The organism is Synechococcus sp. R55.3, assembly GCF_047461975.1.
Taxonomy (GTDB): domain Bacteria; phylum Cyanobacteriota; class Cyanobacteriia; order Thermostichales; family Thermostichaceae; genus Thermostichus.
Window position 1 is genome coordinate 23,234 of sequence record NZ_JANSIG010000008.1, and the last position, 20,813, is coordinate 44,046.

The 20,813-nt window shown below is 58.1% G+C and carries 16 protein-coding genes, 1 tRNA gene and 1 other RNA gene; 10 read left to right on the top strand and 8 right to left on the bottom strand.

Annotated features, from left to right (window positions below; translation table 11 throughout):
* Nucleotides 1-8: 8 nt before the first annotated feature.
* Nucleotides 9-2,669: a GAF domain-containing protein gene (locus NW849_RS02315; RefSeq protein ID WP_414355738.1), complete on the bottom strand. Its 2,661-nt coding sequence runs from the start codon at nucleotides 2,667-2,669 to the stop codon at nucleotides 9-11.
* A 966-nt stretch (nucleotides 2,670-3,635) separates the two neighbouring features.
* Between NW849_RS02315 and NW849_RS02320 the strand changes: the two genes are divergently transcribed.
* Nucleotides 3,636-5,579 (top strand): primary-amine oxidase, encoded by a 1,944-nt coding sequence (locus NW849_RS02320; protein WP_414355739.1) that lies wholly within the window; start codon nucleotides 3,636-3,638, stop codon nucleotides 5,577-5,579.
* A gap of 134 nt (nucleotides 5,580-5,713) precedes the next feature.
* Here NW849_RS02320 and ssrA read toward each other — a convergent pair.
* Nucleotides 5,714-6,115: a transfer-messenger RNA gene (gene ssrA / locus NW849_RS02325) on the bottom strand.
* A gap of 100 nt (nucleotides 6,116-6,215) precedes the next feature.
* Here ssrA and NW849_RS02330 point away from each other — a divergent pair.
* A tRNA-Lys gene (locus tag NW849_RS02330) sits at nucleotides 6,216-6,287 on the top strand.
* Nucleotides 6,288-6,289: 2 nt separating this feature from the next.
* Here NW849_RS02330 and gatC read toward each other — a convergent pair.
* From gatC to NW849_RS02345, 3 genes are all read right to left on the bottom strand, one after another.
* Entirely contained in the window at nucleotides 6,290-6,583 is a 294-nt protein-coding gene (gene gatC, locus NW849_RS02335; RefSeq protein ID WP_414350806.1) for an Asp-tRNA(Asn)/Glu-tRNA(Gln) amidotransferase subunit GatC, read from the bottom strand.
* Nucleotides 6,584-6,680: 97 nt separating this feature from the next.
* Nucleotides 6,681-7,202: a photosystem I assembly protein Ycf3 gene (locus NW849_RS02340; protein WP_414330387.1), complete on the bottom strand. Its 522-nt coding sequence runs from the start codon at nucleotides 7,200-7,202 to the stop codon at nucleotides 6,681-6,683.
* 172 nt (nucleotides 7,203-7,374) lie between these two features.
* Complete coding sequence (locus NW849_RS02345) at nucleotides 7,375-7,659, bottom strand: chlororespiratory reduction protein 7 (RefSeq protein WP_414355740.1); 285 nt, start codon at nucleotides 7,657-7,659, stop codon at nucleotides 7,375-7,377.
* 123 nt (nucleotides 7,660-7,782) lie between these two features.
* Here NW849_RS02345 and trpS point away from each other — a divergent pair, with 123 nt between their 5' ends.
* Complete coding sequence (gene trpS, locus NW849_RS02350; protein ID WP_414355741.1) at nucleotides 7,783-8,778, top strand: tryptophan--tRNA ligase; 996 nt, start codon at nucleotides 7,783-7,785, stop codon at nucleotides 8,776-8,778.
* Between the two features lie 22 nt (nucleotides 8,779-8,800).
* Here the strand turns inward: trpS and NW849_RS02355 are convergent, their stop codons facing one another.
* Nucleotides 8,801-9,814 carry a DMT family transporter gene (locus NW849_RS02355; RefSeq protein WP_414355742.1) on the bottom strand — a complete coding sequence of 338 codons (1,014 nt, stop codon included), beginning with the start codon at nucleotides 9,812-9,814 and terminating at the stop codon, nucleotides 8,801-8,803.
* 95 nt (nucleotides 9,815-9,909) lie between these two features.
* Here NW849_RS02355 and truB point away from each other — a divergent pair, with 95 nt between their 5' ends.
* Both truB and apcB read left to right on the top strand, forming a co-directional pair.
* Nucleotides 9,910-10,809, top strand: a complete 900-nt coding sequence (gene truB / locus NW849_RS02360) for a tRNA pseudouridine(55) synthase TruB (RefSeq protein WP_414355757.1) — start codon at nucleotides 9,910-9,912, stop codon at nucleotides 10,807-10,809.
* 239 nt (nucleotides 10,810-11,048) lie between these two features.
* Nucleotides 11,049-11,552, top strand: a complete 504-nt coding sequence (gene apcB / locus NW849_RS02365) for an allophycocyanin subunit beta (RefSeq protein WP_011433791.1) — start codon at nucleotides 11,049-11,051, stop codon at nucleotides 11,550-11,552.
* A gap of 22 nt (nucleotides 11,553-11,574) precedes the next feature.
* Here apcB and NW849_RS02370 read toward each other — a convergent pair whose 3' ends face one another.
* Entirely contained in the window at nucleotides 11,575-12,339 is a 765-nt protein-coding gene (locus NW849_RS02370) for a TIGR03943 family putative permease subunit (protein WP_414355743.1), read from the bottom strand.
* A 461-nt stretch (nucleotides 12,340-12,800) separates the two neighbouring features.
* On the opposite strand from NW849_RS02370, the gene NW849_RS02375 reads away from it, so the two are divergent.
* Nucleotides 12,801-13,592, top strand: a complete 792-nt coding sequence (locus NW849_RS02375) for an ABC transporter permease (protein WP_414355744.1) — start codon at nucleotides 12,801-12,803, stop codon at nucleotides 13,590-13,592.
* Between the two features lie 91 nt (nucleotides 13,593-13,683).
* Here NW849_RS02375 and metH read toward each other — a convergent pair whose 3' ends face one another.
* Nucleotides 13,684-17,358 (bottom strand): methionine synthase, encoded by a 3,675-nt coding sequence (gene metH, locus NW849_RS02380; protein WP_414355745.1) that lies wholly within the window; start codon nucleotides 17,356-17,358, stop codon nucleotides 13,684-13,686.
* 637 nt (nucleotides 17,359-17,995) lie between these two features.
* On the opposite strand from metH, the gene rpoD reads away from it, so the two are divergent.
* The 4 genes from rpoD (at nucleotide 17,996) to NW849_RS02400 (ending at nucleotide 20,810) form a co-directional block, all read left to right on the top strand.
* Entirely contained in the window at nucleotides 17,996-19,207 is a 1,212-nt protein-coding gene (rpoD, locus tag NW849_RS02385) for an RNA polymerase sigma factor RpoD (RefSeq protein WP_414355746.1), read from the top strand.
* 84 nt (nucleotides 19,208-19,291) lie between these two features.
* Nucleotides 19,292-19,570: a hypothetical protein gene (locus NW849_RS02390; RefSeq protein WP_011433785.1), complete on the top strand. Its 279-nt coding sequence runs from the start codon at nucleotides 19,292-19,294 to the stop codon at nucleotides 19,568-19,570.
* Nucleotides 19,546-20,352, top strand: a complete 807-nt coding sequence (locus NW849_RS02395; protein WP_414355747.1) for an adenosylcobinamide-GDP ribazoletransferase — start codon at nucleotides 19,546-19,548, stop codon at nucleotides 20,350-20,352. Before NW849_RS02390 ends, NW849_RS02395 begins: the two co-directional genes overlap by 25 nt.
* On the top strand, nucleotides 20,349-20,810 hold the full coding sequence (locus NW849_RS02400) for a molybdenum cofactor biosynthesis protein MoaE (protein WP_414355758.1): 462 nt from the start codon (nucleotides 20,349-20,351) through the stop codon (nucleotides 20,808-20,810). Before NW849_RS02395 ends, NW849_RS02400 begins: the two co-directional genes overlap by 4 nt.
* Nucleotides 20,811-20,813 lie beyond the last annotated feature (3 nt).

The following is a 20,813-nucleotide window of genomic DNA, read 5'->3' on the forward strand; positions in this document are numbered from 1 at the left end:
CTTGCCCTCTAAGCCTTGCTTGGGGTTTCCGACAAGCTGCCCTGATGGGGGCACCACATCTGAACCATCACCTGCCGAGAGTGGCTTTCTACCCGCAGGGATCCCTGCAGCAGCTCCACTGCCTTTTGAACCAGCGATAGACCCAAGCCCGTTCCCCCGGCGTTGCGGCAATCCAACTGGGGGAGGCGATAGAACTTTTCAAAAAGGCGGGGCAACGCTTCTGCAGGGATTTCTACCCCTGTATTGCGCACCGTGATCAGCCAGCCGGGACGGCCATTGGAGTTAGCCTGGCTCACACTCAAATAGATGCTTTCCCCAGTGGGGGTGTACTTACACGCATTGTTTAAAAGCTCGCTGACCACCCGCGACAAGAGGCTCTCATCCGTGCAGAGGGGCCAAAGGTCGGGATCCCATTCCACCTGAAACTGTTGGCCCTGTTGGGCAGCTCGCAGCCGGAAGGGCTCGGCAAGATTGGGGATCCATTCCTGGGGAGATAAACAGGTAAGTCTGAGGACTTTGTTTCCGGACTCGATGGCTTGCAATTCCAATAAGTCGTTGATCAACTCCAGCTCGCGGTTGGTCTCCATCTCCAAAATTTGAAAGTAGCGCCTTTCCCGCTCAGTTAGGTTGGCTTTAGATAGAAACCCAATAGCCAGCTTCATGTTGGTGAGAGGTGTGCGCATTTCGTGGGAGACCATGTGCAGAAACTCATCTTTGAGTTGGTTGAGCTCCTGCAACTGCTGCACCTGACGCTGGATCGTTTGATAAAGACGTGCTTGGCGAATGGCGATGGCACATTGGCCGGCTACCCGTTGGATGAGCTGTTGTTCCCGCTCGGTAAATATCTGCCCCGGTGGACGGGATCCACAAATATTCCCCAAAACAAGCAGTTCCTCGTGTTGAGCTGTCAGATCCCTTTTGTCGCAAATGGGAGCGATGATCAGGGTGTAGCGGTCGTGGTTGGGCCAGCAGGGGTGATGGAAGTTGCTCAATTGGCAGAGCTGTCCGCGCTGGAGCTGACGAAGCACATGGGCGAAATCCGCAAACGAAACCTCCAGGGGGAAGCGCCGGATCCCTTCTCCGGCCAAATAGTCCACCGCCAAAACGCTGACCTGCCGCTCTGGGTCATACAGGGCAATGGCGCAATTGGATAGGTTCAAGCTGAGGGCCAATTCTCGGGCCACCGTTTCCAAGATTTTTTGTTCGTCCAAGGTGGATCGAATTTCTTCGGTGATAAGCTGCAACAGAGCTTCGTAGTCATAGGCTTGCCGGAGTTCTGCATTGCGCACCCGTACTTGGTAATCCAATTCGGCATTGGTCTGTTGCAGCTTTTGATAAAGCTCTGCCTGCTGAATGGCCACCGCCAGGTGATCCCCAATGGCCTTGGCCAACTCGATCTCATCGGTTTGCCAATCCGGATCTGAGGTCAGGCGCCCCAGGGACAGGGCACCCCACACTTTTCCCTGGCAAGCCACTGGGATCACCAACCAAGGGCCCAGGTGGTATTCTCGCTTTTCATGGATAGCAAAGGGATCCAAAACTTGCTCGGGATCCGGCGCATGAAAAACTTGCAGCTGCTTCAAGTATTGGATGGCCACAATGTCTGGACTATCCGGGATGTGCAGGTGAAGGGCAGTGGGCAGATCAGGCGATTGGACGTAGCTGGCAACACCTAACCATACAGCCTCAGCCGGCAGGTACTGGTAAAGGGTAACCCGTGCTGCCTGTAACACTGCCCCCACTTCCCGCACCGCCACATCAAATAGGGTGGGTAAGTCCAGAGAGGTGTTGATGGCCTGAATGAGCTGATTAAACAGTCTTTCTCGCTGCAATTGCCGCTGCAGTTTCAGCTCAGCTTGCTTACGAGGGGTGATGTTTCTAATGATCATCAGGACTTGATCTTCCCCATAGGGGACGATGCGAGCCTGCCGATATTGGGGCTGAGGGGATCCCTCTGGGCAGGGGTACTCGATCTCTTGAGCTTGCCGGGTTGCTAGGGCCAGCTCCAGATGCTCGCGAATGGCTTGGGCTGTGGGCTCTGCCGCACCGGCGCAGGCGACCTCAGGAAACAGCTCTTCAAGGGTTTTGCCCAAATAGTAGGCAGGGGGATGGGGGACAGAAAAATGGCTGGGCGGCTTGAACTCCAGACATCGGCCCTGGCGATCCAGACGAAGCAGCATGTCGGGCAGGGCTTCCAGGAGCTGGCGATGGCGACGCTCTCGCTCGGCCAAGGTGATCTCTAATTGCTTGCGCTCGCTGATGTCCAGGGTCACGCCGACAACCTGGCCGGGATCCCCTTTCGGCCCCAAGAGCACAATCCCCTGGGAAAGCTGCCAGCGCATCTGGCTGTCGGCCTGGTAAACCCGATATTCCACCGAAAAGTTGGGATCCCCCTCTACCGCCCTGGGCCCAGCCGTCTGCAAAGCTTCTTTCACCCTTTGGCGATCTTCCGGGTGAACGTGCTGCAAAAACACTTCCAGGGTGAAATCTTGGCCGGGATCCAGCCCGTATTTGGCCTTGCATTGGGGAGAGGCAATCAACTCCCAGGTGCGCAAATCCAGTTGCCAATAGCCCAGTTGGGTGGCTTCTAAGGCCAAATAGAGATGCTCTGGATAAAAGCTGCCGTCTCCTGGCCGCACCGGCACCAGGCGGTATCGAGTTGAAGCCATCTCCCTCACCAGATTCTATGAGCCCTGCCTCATTGTGGACGATTTTCAGGAGACGTGAGGGATCCTACTATTCGAACTGTTAGAAATTCCTAACCTTAAGCATGGCTCCAGGGTAACTCTTAGACATGTGTTCTCCGACACCAAACCTTCAACTTGAGCTGGACTTCAACTTCACGGGGAGAAGGCCTAGGGTCACACCCTGCTGATGCGACCGGGAGGCTTTGGGCCGGGCTTGTGGGAAAGGGGGGTGCCTCTGCTATAGTATCGTCAGTTGCATTTCGGATCCCAAGTGGTGGGATCCCCCTGGCAGGTAGGGTCAGGGCAGGCTTCAAGATGTCTTTGCGCTCTTGCGAGAGTTGACGTTGCGTTGAGCTTTCTCGGTGTGATCCTGCCCTTAGCCTGCGTGAAGCGTTTTCTCTTTTTTATGCTTTCCTGTGCAACGTTAAGCCTGACGTTTAATCACAGAAAACTTCTCCTGCTCTCGAGTTTGGGTTTATCTGTAGTAAGACCTGTATTCAGATTTTCCCGATGGGTTGACGGTTTCCTGTTCGCCCTGGCGCGGCTTCTCAAGGTGCCGTTGCCCTCTTCATTTGGTTAGCGGACGGGGAAACAGAAGATTGCTAGATCTGGACAATTAGCAGGGCCGAGGTTGTCTTCACTTCCTTGGGCTTTGGCTTAAGTTTTCCTTTCCCCGGGTATCTCTTGCAAAGTTGCCCGATGTTGGCGATGGCAACAGGATAGTCTGTTTAGCCTGCTGTTAGGTTTTCTGGATTCTCTGAGTTGGGTTGATGGGCTGGCCCGCGGCATGGCGAGCGAAGGGATCCCTTTGACCTTTCTCAGCAGACTTCTCCCTATTTTTTCCTAGCTCAACTCAATCATTTTCCAACCGAAGAATTCAAGGTTATTGCTGTGGTTTGTAAAGTTTCTCCCAGTTTGGATCGACATAGCCAGTCGAGTGAATCTGCTTTGCTTGGCCAGGCTTCATTGCCCCAAGGCCACCCCTTGGATCCCCTTAGCGCCGAGGAAATGCGGCAGGTGGTGCAGATCCTGCGCCGGCAACGGCCCCTCAGTTCTCAGTGGCGCTTTGTAACCATCCAGCTACAAGAGCCGGAGCGGCCTTGGATGGAAGCGTGGCAGCCGGGGCAGCCGTGGGATCGGCAGGCTTTCGTGGTGCTGTTGGATCCGGCCAGTGGCAACACCTACGAAGCCGTGGTCTCTCTGTCAACACAGCAGGTGCGCTCTTGGCAGCTCGTTCCGGGCGTGCAGCCCCCTCTGCTCGACGATGAGGTGTACGCCTGCGACCGCCTGCTCAAGGAGGATCCCCAATTTTTGGCGGCTCTGCAGCGGCGGGGGATTGCCGATGTGGATTTGGTGATGGTGGACTACTGGACGGTGGGCTACTTCGGGATCCCGGAAGAAGAAGGGCGGCGGCTGGTGCGAGGCTTTTGTTTCCTACGTACTTCCCCTTGCGACAACGGCTATGCCCGCCCCATCGAGGGGCTCTACCCCTGGATTGACCTCAACCGCATGCAAGTTGTCAAGGTGGAGGATCGGGGTCTGTGGCCCTTGCCGCCGGAGTCCGGTAACTTCGACGAGCTGTTTTTCAAAGATTTTCGCCAAGACTTGAAGCCGCTAGAAATCACTCAGCCCCAAGGGGTGAGCTTCCAGGTGGACGGCCACCACATCCGCTGGCAGAAGTGGGATCTGCGCATCAGCTTTAACCCGCGAGAGGGGCTCGTCCTCCACCAGGTGAGCTACGAGGATCAAGGCCGCCTTCGCCCCATTCTCTACCGCGCCTCGGTAGCCGAGATGGTGGTGCCCTACGGGGATCCGCGGGATCCCCACTTCCGCAAAAATGCCTTCGATGTGGGGGAATACGGCATTGGCATGCAGGCCAACTCCCTGCGGCTGGGCTGCGACTGTCTGGGGGAAATCTACTACTTCGATGCCTGGCTGCCCACCAACAGCGGTGAGCCCATGCTTTTGAAAAATGCCGTCTGCATGCACGAGGAGGATTTTGGCATCCTTTGGAAGCACACCGACTGGCGCACGGAACGGGCGCAGGTGCGGCGCTCGCGGCGGCTGGTGCTTTCCTTTTTCACCACCATTGGCAACTACGACTACGGCTTTTTCTGGTATTTCTACCAAGACGGCACGCTGGAGTTTGAAGCCAAGCTCACCGGCATTATCAACACTTGCGCTACGTTGCCGGGGGAAGAGCCGGAGTTCGGCGTCTTGGTGGCACCCCAATTGTTCGGCCTCAACCACCAGCACTTTTTCACCGTTCGCCTGGATATGGCAGTGGATGGGCCGTGCAATTCCCTCTACGAAGTGCATGCAGAACCTCTGCCTCTGGGGCCAGATAACCCCCATGGCAACGCCTTTCGCGCCCGCTCCACCCTGCTCAAAACCGAGCAGGAGGCTAAGCAAACGGTGGATCCCTTGCGAGGTCGCTACTGGAAGATTGTCAACCCCAATCGCCACAACCGCCTGGGACAGCCGGTGGCCTACAAACTGATGCCGGGGGACAATGTCCAGCTTTTGGCCCACCCCAACTCTTGGCTGCACCGACGGGCGGGCTATCTGGCCCACCACCTCTGGGCCACGCCCTACCATCCCGGCGAGAAGTTCCCAGCAGGGGACTACCCCAACCAACACCCCGGTGGCGAAGGGCTGGTGAAATGGACGCAAGCGAACCGATCCCTGGAAAACACCCGTCTGGTGCTCTGGTATAGCTTTGGCTGCAATCACTTCCCCCGCACCGAAGACTGGCCGGTGATGCCGGTTAGCTACATCGGCTTTATGCTCAAGCCCCTAGGCTTCTTTGAGTGCAACCCGGCTTTGGATGTGCCCCCGCCTCCGCCAAAGATCAAAGGCTGCTGCAGCTTGAGTCATTCCAACCAGCAGTGAGCGCCATATCCACCCCCTGTCCCTCATCGCGCTGACCGAATCGGGATCCAACGGATTTGGGTGGGCTGTCAAGAATATCAAAAAGCCCAGAAGCCTTGCTGTGTAGGAACTTCTGGGCATTGTTCAACTTTGGGAAATGGAGCTGACGGGAGTCGAACCCGTGTCCGAGATGGGTACTGAGGGATCACTCATTCACAGGTTTAGCCTCTTTGACCCTCGAGGCGGGGATCGCCGTTTGGATCCCGGCGATGGGAGTTCTCCGCCTGATCTTGGTCTCTCCCTCGACGGAGCCGGAGTAGAGAGCTGCACCCGTTGGGGTTGTGATCCGCCCACTTAACGGGGTCGTGAGCAGATCCTCGAGCTCAGAGTAAGTTTTCGGTTACTGAGCCTTAGGCAGCCAAAGCAGCCGCTTTACGAGCAAAGGGTACGACGTTGTTCGCACGTACTTTTTTGAGCCTGGTGGTAACGGGATAAGCTCAATCCCGACCTGCCTCATGAACCCATGTTCGCCACCCCGTCGAAACCGTTACAGCCCCAGGGTTGACTTGAGTCCAGCATAGCAAGATTTTTGGGGATACGGCCAGAACCTTTGCGAATGTGACAGAAGCTTTGCTAATATGACAAAGCTGCAAACTTGGGTCGGTAGCTCAGCGGTAGAGCACTCGGCTTTTAACCGATTGGCCCAGGGTTCGAATCCCTGCCGACCCATGTCAGTCTTCCCCTTCCAAAATGCGGGGCACCTTGAAGAACATGTCTGCCCGGTCAGGGGCGTTGGCCAGGATCCCTTCGATATCCGGGTAGGGCTCGACTTCATCGGGGCGGGTGGGCAGTTCCATGTCCAGGACGTGAAAGGTGGGCTCTACCCCCTCCGTGTCCAGCTCCTTCAGTTGCTCCACGTAGGCCAAGATGTCTGCTAGCTGCTCTGTGAACTGGATCTCTTCCTCCTCGGTCAGCTCCAGACGAGCCAAGTGAGCAACATGTTGGACTTCTTCCCGTTTCAGCATCCTCTCCTCTGGCTCCCAGATTATCGACTTGACTTAGCCCAGGGTAGCCGAGATCAACCGTTCGCGTTAACAGAACGGAGTCCTTCTGCAGGAAGGCTCAGTACACTTCCAGGTTGGCGCGCCCGGTGGTTTTCAGCCAGTTTTGGGCCTCGATGTAGTTGTTGGGGGCAATGCGAATGGCCCGAATCCAGTACTGGGCAGCCTCGTCGAACAGGGACTCTGCTGTTTCCTCATCCCCGGCTTGCAGGCTCAGCTCGCCCTTGTGGTGCAGCAATACGGCAATGTTGTTCAGGGCAGAGCAAAGTCTTGGGTTCAACTCCAGAGCTTGGTGATAGTACTCCAGAGCCTTGTCCAGTTCGCCGTTGCTCTGGTAGATCAGGCCCATGTTGTAGAGGATGTAGCTGCGGTCTTCTTCCCCTTGCTCGAGGGCGAGGGCTTCTCTGTAGTTTTCTAGGGCCTCGGCGTATTCTCCTTCGCTCTGAGCGGCCATGCCATCCCGGTAGTAGGCAAAGGCTTTCTTTTCCTCGGAACTCACCCCTGGCAGCAGTTTCAGAATTAGATCGGCCATGACGGTGAAGGTCTTGTCAATGAAGTTGTCGTTCTTCATGCTGCGCGGCATGGCTGACCTCTTTTAGAACTTAGAACTCAGGATTTCTTTCTTGCGTTGTATCACGCCCAAGGCGGGATCCGAAACACAACTCCATGAGGGCTCTGTCTCAGGCTACGGCAGGGGAACTGCAACGCTGTCGCGACGAGGCCACAAACGGCCTTGTCAAGGAACTTCCGACCTGTCAAGACTGTGTCGAAGAGCGCTTGCTCAGGCGCACAGGATGCCACTGCACAGTTTCGCCGGGGCAAACCTCGAGCTCACAGGCGGTGTCGATCAGCCGCTGTGCCTGCGCTTGAGGGGTGGGATAGCGGGCCAGATCTGCATCCACCAGGTGGGGATGTTCCTGCAACAGCCGCACGAGAAACTCCTGCAATTCCTCAGGGCTGAGAAATTGCTCCGGCAAGCCCGGGATCAGCAGCACATAGTGGTTGGCAGCACGTAACAGTTCGGGTTCTGAGTCTAACATGGTGTGGGGTTGGGCGTCTTTTTTCCATCATGAACCAACGGGTTGCGCCTCTCTTGATATCCTGAAAAAGACTTTCCTTGCTCTTGTCCTCCGTCTTGTTGGCGTTTGAGATTTGCTTTCCCTATGGCCAAGCCGCGCACCCTCTCTGGCATTCAGCCCTCTGGCGAACTGCATTTGGGCAACTACTTGGGGGCAATTAAAAACTGGGTGGCCGAGCAGGAGCACTACGAGAACTTTTTTTGCATCGTCGATCAACACGCCATCACCGTCCCTCAGGATCCTAAGCTGCTGAGGGAGCGAACCCGTTCGCTGTTTGCCCTTTATTTGGCCTGCGGCCTCAGCCTGGAGCATTGCGTGCTATTCGTCCAGTCCCACGTGCCTGCCCATACGGAGCTGGCCTGGCTGTTCAACACCATCACCCCCATGAACTGGGCGGAGCGCATGATCCAATACAAGGAGAAGAAAGAAAAACAGGGAGAGGAGACCAGCGTTGGCTTGTTCAGCTACCCGATTTTGCAGGCGGCGGATATTTTGCTCTACCAGCCCAAGTATGTGCCGGTGGGGGAGGATCAGCGGCAGCATATTGAGCTGTGTCGGGATATTGCCCGCCGCTTCAATGACCGTTTTGGAGAGGTGTTTCTGATCCCGGAGGCCCTGATTCGTCCGGAGGGGGCGCGGGTAATGAGCTTGACCGATGGTACGCGCAAGATGTCCAAGTCGGATCCCTCGGATTTCAGCCGTATCCATCTGCTGGATGACCCAGATACCATCCGCAAGAAGATCCAAAAATGCAAGACCGACCCCATTCGGGGCATTACTTTTGACGATCCGGCTCGTCCCGAAGCCCACAATTTGTTGACGATTTACATGCTCACCTCCGGCAAAAGCAAGGAGGCGGTGGCGGCTGAGTGTGCCGAGATGGGGTGGGGACAGTTCAAGCCCCTCCTCGCCGACAGCATCATCGCTGCCCTGGAGCCCATTCAGCAGCGCTACCGGGAACTGTGGAGCAACCCCGACCACCTGCTCGTTCTGATTCGGGAGAATGCCGCTAAGGCCCGGGCCATCGCCGAGCAAACGCTACAAAGGGTGAGAGAGGCCATGGGGTTCTTGCCCCCCTAAGGGATCCCTGCCCAAGCTTTGATCAGTCGGGGTTGCCATCGCGGATCTCGACGGTGCTGAAGGCGCTCACCAGCCAGTCTAAACCCAGCTCCGAGAGGATCCCTTTCCAGCCCAGGCGCAGGCGCTCCTGCCATTCTTGCCGGTGGTTAATCAAGTACACACAGACCAGAGTGATGCCCACTCCCAGCCATTGCAGCCGCGTCAGCGATTCCCCCAGAAAGGTGCTGCCAAACAGCAGGGCAAAGATGGGGGTGAGGAAGGTCAGGGAACTGAACTCGGTGAGGTTTTCCTGGGAGGCGAAATAGAAGAAGAGGGCATAGGCCAAGGCGCTCCCCATCACCGAAGCGTAGAGAAGGCCCAGCCAGTGGGTTCCGCTCAGGTGTTGCCATTGCTGAGTCTCCGTCAGTCCCGACAGCAGGATCAAGGGCAGGCTGCCCAACACCATGTGCCAGCCCGTCGCCAGCACCGGATCCGCCACCTCCGCCACCTTGGGCATCATCACGGTGCCGATGGCCATCGACAGGGAGGCCATCAACATCCAAACGACGCCGGCCCCCAACTGCAGGGATCGCTCGCCGGATAGGCCGATGAGGCCAATGCCGAAAACTCCCAGCCCCAGGCTCAGCCAGCCTAGGGATCCCATCCGCTCGCGGTAAAACCAGGTGGCCATCAAAGCCACCGCCAGCGGCTGCGAGTCAATGAGCACGGATCCCAGGCCCGCCCCTGTCTCTTTCAGCCCTTGGGCCAAAAATCCCTGAAAACATGTGCCATCCACCAGCGCAAACGCCAACACCCATAGCCAGCCGCGCAGCCCTCTGGGATGCCATGCGTGAGACGCAGAACCCCGCCCCTGCCAGAGCCGAAAGGCCAGAACCAGGATCCCTGCCGGCAGCAACCGCAGAATGGCAATGAAGAGGGGGGTGGTCTCGGAGAGGGCATCTCGCATCACCACCATCGCCGAGCCCCACAGGAAAAAGGGGGCAATCATCAGGAGGCGTTGCCAGATAGGCTGAAAGAACAGGTCAGACTGAGCCATAGGTGCTTCAAACTTGGAGACGGAAGTTAACCCCATGTTAAGCGCTGGGGCAGCTCAGTTACAAATCTTAACTGTTGATGCATATTATGCCTGGCATGGAATCCCTGGAGGGCTTTCTCAACCTGGACAAGCCGGCGGGGCTCACCTCCCACGACTGTGTGGCAGTGGTGCGGCGGGTCTTGCGCACCCGCAAGGTGGGGCATGGGGGCACCTTGGATCCGGCGGCAACGGGGGTTTTGCCGATTGCGGTGGGACGGGCAACACGCTTTTTGTCGTTTTTGTCGGGGGATAAGGTGTATCAAGCAACCTTCCGATTGGGACAGCGCAGCGACACCGACGATGCCGAAGGGCAGATCCGGGTGGGATCCCCTTGTCCTGGGTTGAGTCGCGAGCAGGTAGAGCAGTGCTTGCGGGAGTTTACCGGCGAGATCTGGCAGGTGCCGCCCCTCTACAGCGCCCTTAAGCGCCAGGGGAAAAAGCTCTACCAGTTGGCCCGTGCCGGCGTGGAGGCTGCGGAACTCCAGTTGGAGCCGCGGCGGGTGGTCATTCGGCAACTGCGCATCCTGGGCTGGCGAGCCGGAGACTTTCCGGAAGTGGATCTGGAAGTTGCCTGTGGCCCCGGCACCTACATTCGTGCCCTTGCCCGCGATGTGGGGGAAAAATTGGGCTGTGGAGGGCTGATGAGCCGGCTGCGACGGCTGCAAAGTGGCCCCTTTCGCATCGCAGAAAGCCTGCCCCTGGAGAAATGGCGGGGATCCGGGGATCCCGCTGCCGCCCTGTTGCCCATTGAGTGGGGATTTGCCGATTGGGGTGCGGTACAGCTCTCTTCCGCCGAAGCGAAGCAGTGGCTGCAGGGTCAGGCCATTCCCCTCGACCGGCCCATTATCGGTGCCCCTACTTTGCGGGTGCTGGATGAGGAGGGCAAGTTTTTGGGCTTGGGGTACAGTCAGGCAGGTCAGCTCAAGCCGCTGCGGGTGTTGTCGCCGGATCCCTAGAGTGTTGCAGAAAGGTTACATTTTTGTAACAACATTGGCCATTGTCTCAGAGGGAAGTGGGAAAGAAACCCCCGCATGCTAAACTTCTGAGGGCGAAGGGGAGCCTGAAGCGTTGCCGTTGCCGGGCTCTGGCTCGATTTTCCAAGGTTGACCTTTGGATGTTGTCCGGCAAAATCTCTTCTCATTTTTTCATCTCAAGCTACTTTACAAAATAAAGTCACAAGAATGGAGCTGGGGATATGCGGGATGCCGTAACCACACTGATCAAAACCTACGACCTGACGGGCCGCTACTTGGATCGGGAGGCAATGGATGCGCTCAAGGCTTTTTATGACTCGGGGCTGCGGCGCATCAAGGCCGTGAACGTGATCAATCTCAACTCGGTGGATATCGTCAAAACGGCTGCTGCGGCCATGTTCGCCCAGGTGCCAGATCTCATTCGTCCGGGAGGCAACGCCTACACCACCCGCCGCTACGCCACCTGTTTGCGGGATATGGACTACTTCTTGCGCTACGCTTCCTACGCGCTGGTGGCTGCCGATAACAGCATTCTGGATGAGCGAGTCTTGGCCGGCTTGCGGGAGACCTACAACTCCCTCGGCGTGCCCATCGCCCCGACGGTGATTGGGATCCAAAACATGAAAACCCGCACCCTGGAGCTGCTTGGCTCTGGCGAAGACTACAGCTTTGTGGCCGAGCCCTTCGATTACCTGAGCGCCAAGCTGAGCGAAACCGATATCTAAACCGATATCTAAGCGCCTGCTCTTATTCGTCGGCGTAGGGATTGGCCGGCACCGGTATCGGCTCCACCTGCTCGGCAGCGATTACCAACTGAGATTGGCCATCCCGCTGCTCCACGGCCATGCGCCCCTCCAGACGCAGCCAACTGTCGGCAGTTAACTGCTCTGCCTCTGGCCAGCGCACCGGCAAGCCCACAGGGTAAGCATCGGCAGCACAGCAGCTAACCAAAAACCGGGCAATAACAAAATGGTCGGGTTGCTTGTCGGGAATGACGAACCCCTGCACCCGCACCGGCTGGTCTTCATAGGTGTAGGGATCCGGGTAAACATCCAAGGTGCGCACCCAGTCCAGCAGAGTACGCTGACGCGGGTCGAGCTTGGGGCGAAAAGCCTGCGGCTGGCTACGAGATACCCCCAGATAGGGAGATACCCCTCGGTTGAGGGCAGTTTGGCTGGAGAGCGGGCGTGGCTCGACCCAAAACCCCAGCAGGGCCGTCAGGATCAACAGTCCTGCGCCCAGCCGCGGCCCCAATAGTGAGGCATGGACTTCAGAAGAGGCAACTTTGGCTCCTCGCCAACGGCCAATCCCCAAGCCCAACAGACATAGCCCAGCCAACAACGCCACATTCACATAGCCGGGATTGATCAACATCAGCAGGGTGCCCCGCCAGCGATAGACGATCAGCAGGATCCCTAGCAACATCAGCCCAGCCGCCTCCCAGTAGGCCGTATTGCCCCACCGCAACGGTTTGGACTCCGTCCCGCTGACGCGACCGACAGGCCGAGACATACCCTTGGTTTTCGCGTGCGGTTCCTCTGGATTTTGTTTTTCTCGAAGACGACCAGAACTGCTTTTGGGCATGGGTTGCAGCTTTTTCACACCACTCCGAGCCTAAGTTTAGCAATCCTCGCGGAAGTGCCCACTGCCGGCGTTGGGGAATGCCTGTGCTGCCAATTTCCCAGTCACAGGTATCGGGTTGCCCGAATAAGGCAAGGACTCCGTCCCCCTAACGCGAACAGCAAAACATTTCGTTTGGCTCACGTTCTTTGATTGCCGTCTTTACAGCTTCAGGGATCCCATCATCAATTCAACAAATCCAGCCACAGATAACCTCACATTGATATCCCATTGATAACGGACTTTAGCGTGACGGACAGGGTTGTAGGCGGGTGTATAAAGCCTAGGGAGTTGCTGCAATTTTGGCGGTCTGCTCTACAGTGGGATAGACGCAACTGAGATAGCACACGCGAATGTTGGCAAGGATACCTAGCTGGCTGCGGGGCGTGAGCTACGCCATCTATGGTTTTCTCTACCTGCCAATTCTGCTTATTGCGGTCTATTCCTTTAACCGCGCCCGCTTTGGGCTGGCGTGGACAGGTTTTACCTTCGATTGGTACCTTTCCCTGTTTCAGAATGCCCTGGTCTGGCAGGCCACGCAAAATACCCTCGTCCTGGCGTTGGTCAGCACGCTGGTCAGCACGCTGCTGGGATCCCTGCTGGGCTATGGGCTGTATCGCTATCGCTTCCCCGGTAAAAAGATCCTGCAGGGGCTGATGCTGTTGCCGGTGATCGTCCCCGATATTGTGATGGCCATCGCGCTGCTGCTGTTCTACCAGTTTGTGCGCTTTTACACGGGCCTCTTTGAGCTGGGCTTGGGGACGATGATCTTGGCCCACATTACGTTTCAGATTGCTTTTGTGGCTATTGTGGTGCGCAGCCGTCTCCAACTTTTGGATCCTGCGTTGGAGGAAGCCGCCTATGACCTCTATGCAAACACCTGGCAAAAGCTACGCTATGTCACCTTGCCCTTGGCCATGCCAGGGATCCAAGCTGCCGCTTTGCTGGCTTTTACCCTTTCGATAGATGATTTTGTCATCTCCTTTTTTACCAGTGGGCCGGAGAGCCTGACCTTGCCAATTTTGATCTACAGCACGGCGCGACGAGGAGTTACCCCGGAAATCAATGCCCTCTCCACCTTGATCATTCTGGTTACCTTGATCTTGGTCGTGGGCTTCCCCCTGCGGAGTGCTCCGCACCGCTGACGCGAACAGCCGCTCCCGCCTGGGATCCCGCTAGCCGTTCTCGACAGTTCCCCCTCTCCCCCTGAGAGAGGTTGGAGATGAGGGCCTAAGCCTAAGTGTTGAAGTAGCGGGCTGCCGGATGGTAAGCAACGATGGCGGTGGTGGACTGTTCCGGATCCAATTGATCGCTTTCGTCCATGGTGAGGCCAATGCGCTCGGCCTGGAGCACCTGCAGCAGAACCCGTTGGTCGGCGATGTTGGGGCAGGCGGGATAGCCGAAGCTGTAGCGGGATCCCCGATAGCCCTGATGCAGGATCTTGCGGATGTCGGGGCTATCTTCGTGGCCAAACCCCAGCTCCCGCCGGATGCGGGCATGGCACCATTCCGCCAGGGCTTCCGCCAGGGTCACAGCCAGGCCGTGGAAATACAGGTAGTCGGTGTACTGGCCCTCGGCAAAGAGGCGCTGGGCATAGGCGGTGGCTTCTGCCCCTACCGTGACCGCCTGCATGGGGAAGACATCTACTAGGCCAGTGGAGCGATCGGCAAAGAAGTCAGCGATACAGTAGCGGTGGCCGGTTTTTTGGCGGGGGAAGGTGAAGCGGGCCAATTCCCGCACCCCTGGAGAGAGTTGCGGGCGCTCCACCGTGGGCAGTTGGAAATAGGTGGTGGAGCCTGGCTCCAGGGAAAACAGCTCGGGGAAGCTGGCCGGGTCGAAGAGGATCAAAGTGTTCCCCTCTGCCTGGGCCGGGAAATAGCCGTAGACCACTTGGGGGTGCAGCAGATCTTCTGCCAGGATCCGCTCTTTCCAGCGCTCGATCACCGGATCCACCTGGGTGGCGATAAACTCGGCAAACTCCTCTGCCGACTGGTCGCGGGGCTTGCGAATCTGCCATTGTCCGGCCACCAGGGCTTGCTTGTCGATGTAGAAGAAGACTTCCGGCCAAGGGATCTGATCTGAGGTGAGAACCTGGGATCCCCAGAAAGGCGGGATGGGTCGCTCGGTCTCCAGGGCAACGGCTTCAGAGCGGCGGGTGTCTTGGGACTCGGAGAGGGTGAGGGCGGGAGCAGCTCCCACGGTGGTCTCCGCAGGGGGCAGGCTGGGATCCGTTTCCTCTGGAACCCAAGAAGCCTCTTTCTGGCCATTGGCAGAGGGGGATCCCTGCTCCAAGTCATCCAGAAAACCCAGCCGGTCGTCCCAGCGTCCGGCAGCTTTGGCCTGCATCAGCCGATCCATAAAGTGGAGATCGACGAAGGCGTCGCGGCCATAGATCACCTGGCCTTTGTAGGTCTTGCGGCAGTCTTCTTCCACAAAGCGGCGGGTGAGGGCAGCCCCTCCCAAAATGACGGGAACCGTGATGCCCCGCTCGTTAAACACCTCCAAGTTCTCCTTCATAAAGGCGGTGGATTTTACCAACAGGCCGCTCATGGCAATGCAGTCGGCCTTGCTCTTTTCATAGGCTTCGATGATGTTCTCCACCGGCTGCTTGATGCCCAGGTTGATGACTTTGTAGCCGTTGTTGGTGAGGATGATGTCCACCAAGTTTTTGCCGATGTCGTGGACATCCCCCTTGACGGTGGCGATCAAGAAGGTGCCCTTGCACACTCCCCCCTCCACCTTTTCCATGAAGGGCTCCAGGTATTTCACCGCCGCTTTCATGGTTTCTGCCGATTGCAGCACAAAGGGCAGTTGCATCTTGCCGGCACCGAACAGCTCCCCCACCTCTTTCATGCCATCCAGCAAAAAGGTGTTGATGATCTCCAGGGGGGGATAGTTCTGCAGCGCCTCTGCCAAGGTTTCTTCCAGGCCAATCCGCTCGCCGTCGATGATGTGCCGCCGCAGCCGCTCCTCCAGGGGTAAATCTGCAAAAGATCCGCCAGAGCGCAGTTCCTTCCCGGAAACGCCCGCAAACAGCTCCGTCAGCCGCGCCAGAGGATCGTAGGTGCAAATGCCCGAGGACTCCGTCCCGCTAACGCGAACGGCGTTAAACTGCCGCCGATCCCAGATCAGATCCCGACACACCTGCTGCTGCTCTTCGGGGATCTTGTTCAGGGGCAGGATCTTGGCGGCACTGACGATAGCGGCATCCAGGCCGGCCTCGCGGCACTCGTGCAAAAACACCGAGTTCAACACCACGCGGGCTGCCGGCGAGAGCCCAAAGGAGATGTTGGAAATGCCCAAGAGAATGTGGGTCTCCGGGAAAGCCTGGCGGATACGGCGGATCCCTTCCAGGGTGGCTGCTCCGTTGCTACGGTCTTCCTCGATGCCGGTGGAAATGGGCAAGGCCAAAGGGTCAAAGAAAATCTCGTAGGGCGGGATCCCGTACTCAACCGCCTGGCGATAGGCCCGCTCGGCAATCTGGAACTTCTTGTCGGCGGTGCGGGCCATGCCCTCTTCGTCGATGGTGCCGATGACCACCCCGGCGCCGTAGGTTTTGGCCAGCTCCAGCACCTTTAGGAAACGTTCTTCCCCATCCTCGTAGTTGGTGGAGTTGAGCAGACATTTGCCTCCCGCCACCTTGAGGCCCGCCTCCATCTTTTGCCAATCGGTGGAGTCCAGCATCAGGGGGATTTGGATTTGGGTGACCAGCCGGGACACCAGCTCCCGCATATCCCGCACCCCATCCCGGCCCACATAGTCCACGTTGACATCCAACACATGGGATCCCTCCCGCACCTGCTCGCGGGCCAGGGCCACCAGGCCATCCCAGTCTTCGGCATTAAGCAGCTCCCGCATCTTTTTGGAGCCGCTGGCATTCAGCCGCTCGCCGATGATCAAAAAAGAGTTCTCCTGCAGGTAGGGCTGAGGGGCATAAATCGAGGCAGCAGCCTGGATCCGTTCGATGCTACGACGTTTGGGCCGCAACCCCTGCACGGCTTCCACCAAGGCGGCGATGTGCTCCGGACGGGTGCCACAGCAGCCTCCCACCACTGCCACCCCCAGATCCCGCACAAAGTGCTCCAGGTGGAAGCGCAACTGCTCCGGCGTGAGCTTGTAGTGGGCTTTGCCGCCGATGTTTTCCGGCAGGCCGGCGTTGGGAATGCAGGAGATGGGAAAGGGGGAATGCCGAGAGAGGTAGCGGATGTGGTCCACCATTTTGTCGGGGCCGGTGGCGCAGTTGAGGCCCAGCACATCGATGGGATAGGGCTCCAGGATGGCCAGGGCCGCCCCGATCTCCGTGCCCACCAGCATTGTCCCCTGCACCTCAAAGGTCAGGGACACCACCACCGGCAGGCGGATCCCGCGTCGGGCAAACTCCTGCTGCACGGCCACCAGGGCCGCCTTGGTCTGCAAAATGTCCTGACAGGTCTCGATGATGAGCAGATCCACCCCGCCGTCGATCAACCCCCGCACCTGCTCGGCAAAGCTGGAGCGCATGTCGTCAAAGCTGATGTGCCCCAGGGTGGGCAGCTTGGTGGTGGGGCCGATGGAGCCGGCCACGAAACGGGGCTTTTCCGGCGTCGAAAACTCGGCTGCTACCCGCTTGGCCAAACGGGCTGCTGCCACGTTCAGCTCGTAGGCTTTTTCCGGGATCCCATATTCGGCCAAAACAATGGAGGTAGCCCCAAAGGTATTGGTCTCGATGACGTCTGCCCCCACCTCCAGAAAGCCCCGGTGCACCTGTTCCACCGCCTCCGGCTTGGTCAGCACCAGCATCTCATTGCAGCCCTCCAGTTCCGGCCCACCAAAATCCGCTGCCGTCAGGTTCTGGGCCTGGAGGGAGGATCCCATCGCCCCATCGAAGACAATTACACGTTCCTGGAGACAGTGCAGGAAGGGATGGGTCATAGAAGTCAAAGACAGGCAGGGTGTCATCGACCTAGAGTCTGATTTAAGTTAGCATCGAGCCATTTGCCCGGACTAGACCGAGGGGCCAGGGATCCCATCTTGGCCATTGTTGAGGTGAATTTAACATTTTCTTTGCCTGCCCCGTTGCTGTTTCCCCCAGGTCGGGCTAATTTAGGGAAGACGTTTTGGTGTGAACGGCTACAGTTGCTCGCAAGTGTTCCTCCCAGGGTCACTTGCCGCCTGCTGTAGAGCGATCTTCTCCTCGCGGGTTGGAGTGGTTAAGGTGCTGAATGTTCCGCCCCCCCAGTGAAGTGCCTCGCACCCCGTCGCAGGATTGGCGAAGAGAAAGATCCACCTCTCGCCATCTTGAGAGGTTCCGCCCACCAAGATGACGGGTCTTGCGCCAGTTCAGTTGAGCCCCATGAGCGATATCTGCTTCCAGATTGACCCGAGCAATCGGTTATCCAGAAGCGGGCAGGCTTGCCTAGGGCAACTCAGGCTTTGGCTTGCGGATATCGGCTCCCTCACTCTGGCGTTGTGGGATGCAGCAGGGCTGCAACTTGCTCCTCTCCCTTTGGCGTCTAAGCTCCCTTAGTCACCTTTAGTTGTCTGTGATTAGGATCACGAGGAACTCAGCATGGCTCAAGCAAAGGAATTGGTGAAATCTGGTCAAACAGCTCTTCTCGAATCGGATCTGGAAAATCCACCTTCCAGCGCCCTGGAGTTGGACACCGAGACAGATACCCTCGAGAGCGAACTGGATACCGGTGACACTGATGCTTTTGATGAGGATGACGACGACGAAGAGGCAGCAGAGGAGGATGGAGAGACTGCCGCCGCCGGTGCCAAAGGTCGCTCAAAGCGCAAGGCGGCCAGTAAGAAAAAGCCCTACACCGACGACTCTATCCGGGTCTATTTGCAAGAAATTGGGCGTATCCGGCTGCTGCGGGCCGATGAAGAAATCGAGCTAGCCCGAAAAATTGCCGATCTGCTGGAGCTAGAGCGCGCTCGCGAGGCCGTTTTTCAGCGTATGGGCCTCTGGTCAGACCCAGAAGAGGTGCCGGACACCCTCTGGGCAGAAGAGGTCAAGATGTCCTTGCCGGAATTTCGGCGGCGGTTGCATCGGGGGCGGCGGGCCAAAGAAAAGATGGTGCAGTCTAATCTGCGTTTGGTGGTGTCCATCGCCAAAAAGTACATGAACCGGGGCCTGTCTTTTCAGGATTTGATTCAGGAGGGATCCCTGGGCCTGATCCGGGCAGCCGAGAAATTCGACCACGAGAAGGGCTACAAGTTCTCCACCTATGCGACGTGGTGGATTCGACAGGCCATCACCCGCGCCATTGCCGACCAATCCCGCACCATTCGCCTGCCTGTCCACCTCTACGAGACGATCTCCCGCATCAAAAAGGTAACCAAGTTGCTTTCCCAGGAATTGGGCCGCAAGCCCACCGAAGAGGAGATCGCCACCCGCATGGAGATCACCATCGAGAAGTTGCGCTTTATCGCCAAGTCGGCCCAGCTTCCCATCTCTTTGGAAACCCCCATCGGCAAGGAAGAGGATTCTCGGCTGGGAGACTTTATCGAGTCGGATGGGGAGACGCCGGAGGATCGGGTGGCCAAAGTCTTGCTCAGAGAAGATCTGGAAAGCGTTTTGGAAACCCTCACCGCTCGCGAACGGGATGTGTTGAAGTTGCGCTACGGCTTGGATGATGGCCGCATGAAAACGCTGGAGGAGATCGGCCAGATCTTTAATGTCACCCGCGAGCGGATCCGGCAGATCGAGGCCAAAGCCCTGCGCAAGCTGCGCCACCCCAACCGCAACAGCGTGTTGAAGGAATACATCCGGTGACTCTGGGGCCCATTCCTTCTAGCTCTCAGGGAGAGCCGGGGCAAGGGATCCAAGAGAGTTCCCGGCCCCCTAAGGCAGACTGAGTTGGAACTGCCAACCCGCGCGATGGAGGATCTTCAGCATGAACTCGAACCAGACTCCGCGGATCCCAGTCTTTCTGAAAAAGCAGCCCTCTTTCTGGTGTTGGCCGCGGTGGGCGCCATCGGAGCTTTGGTGGCCAAGCTCACCATTGTCAAGCTCACCATTGTGGTGGGGCGCACCGTTCGCAAGGATTCCTATTTTCTCTCCCAGAGGGCTGGATTGGCGGATCCCTTTACACAGACTCAAGGACTGAGCGATTGCGGCGCTTCTGGGCAGCCTTGACTTTCTACACGGCCCTGCCTCTGGGGTGGGTCGGAGACTTGCCGTTTGAGGGCATTGCCGCCTGGCTGCCAGGGGTAGGTGTGTTGCTGGGCGGGATCCTCTCCCTGGCCGGGATCCTGCTGCAGGTTTTCCCCAATCCGGTGCGGGCCGCTTTGCTCTTGGCCCTGTGGGTTCTCTTGACCGGTGGACTGCACCTGGACGGGGTGGCCGATACTGCCGATGGCTTGGCGATCAATGTCCACAAGAATCCTTACAAAGGGGATCCGGAACGGTCAACTGAGGATGGGCAAAAATCTGACTTGCAGGGATCCCGTCGCCGTCTGCAGGTGATGAGCGATAGCCACACCGGGGCCTATGGGGTACTGGCCTTGGTGCTGCTGCTGCTGCTGAAATTTGCTGCCCTGAGCAGCGTTCGAGCTTGGCCCCTCTTGCTGCTGGTGCCTGCTTGGGGGCGTTGGGGCCAGTTGCTCGCCATTGCCCTGTACCCCTACCTGCGCGAGCAGGGATCCGCCCGCTTCCTCAAGGACTCCACCTCCTTGCCGGGATCCCTGTGGCCGGGCACTCTGCTTTTGCTGGCCATCACCGGGGGGTTGGGCTGGGTCGGGCTCTTGGCTTGGCCCCCTTTGCTGCTCTGGACGCTGGGATCCGCTCTGGGGGCTTGGGCCGTGGGCTACTGGATCTACCGCCAGTTGGGAGGACACACGGGCGATACCTACGGAGCTACGGTGGAATGGTCAGAAGCGATAGCATTGCTGTGGGGATCTCTCATCGGGCCATCATGAATCTCCTGACCGTCCTGAGGACTTCCTTCCAGATTACCCTGGCTCCCCTATCCATCGACCGTGTCCACCAAGAGGCCTCCCATCCGGGCAATGGAGCTGTGGTGGTGATGAGCGGCACTGTTCGAGACAACACCAATGGCCGCCCTGTCGATTACCTGGAATACCAAGCCTACGAGCCCATGGCTCTGAAGGTCTTCGCCGATATTGCCCGACAAATTCAGCAGCGCTGGCCAGATGCCAACAGTGTGGTCATCCACCACCGCATCGGCAAGCTGCGCATTGGCGAGATCAGCGTCTTGGTGGCGGTGGGCACCCCTCATCGGGCCGAAGGGTTTGCTGCCTGCCAATTTGCCATCGACACCCTCAAGCACAACGCCCCCATCTGGAAAAAAGAATACTGGCGAGATGGCACCAGCGCCTGGGTGAGCCTTGGCGCTTGCGAGCTCTCTTCGGCATAGATC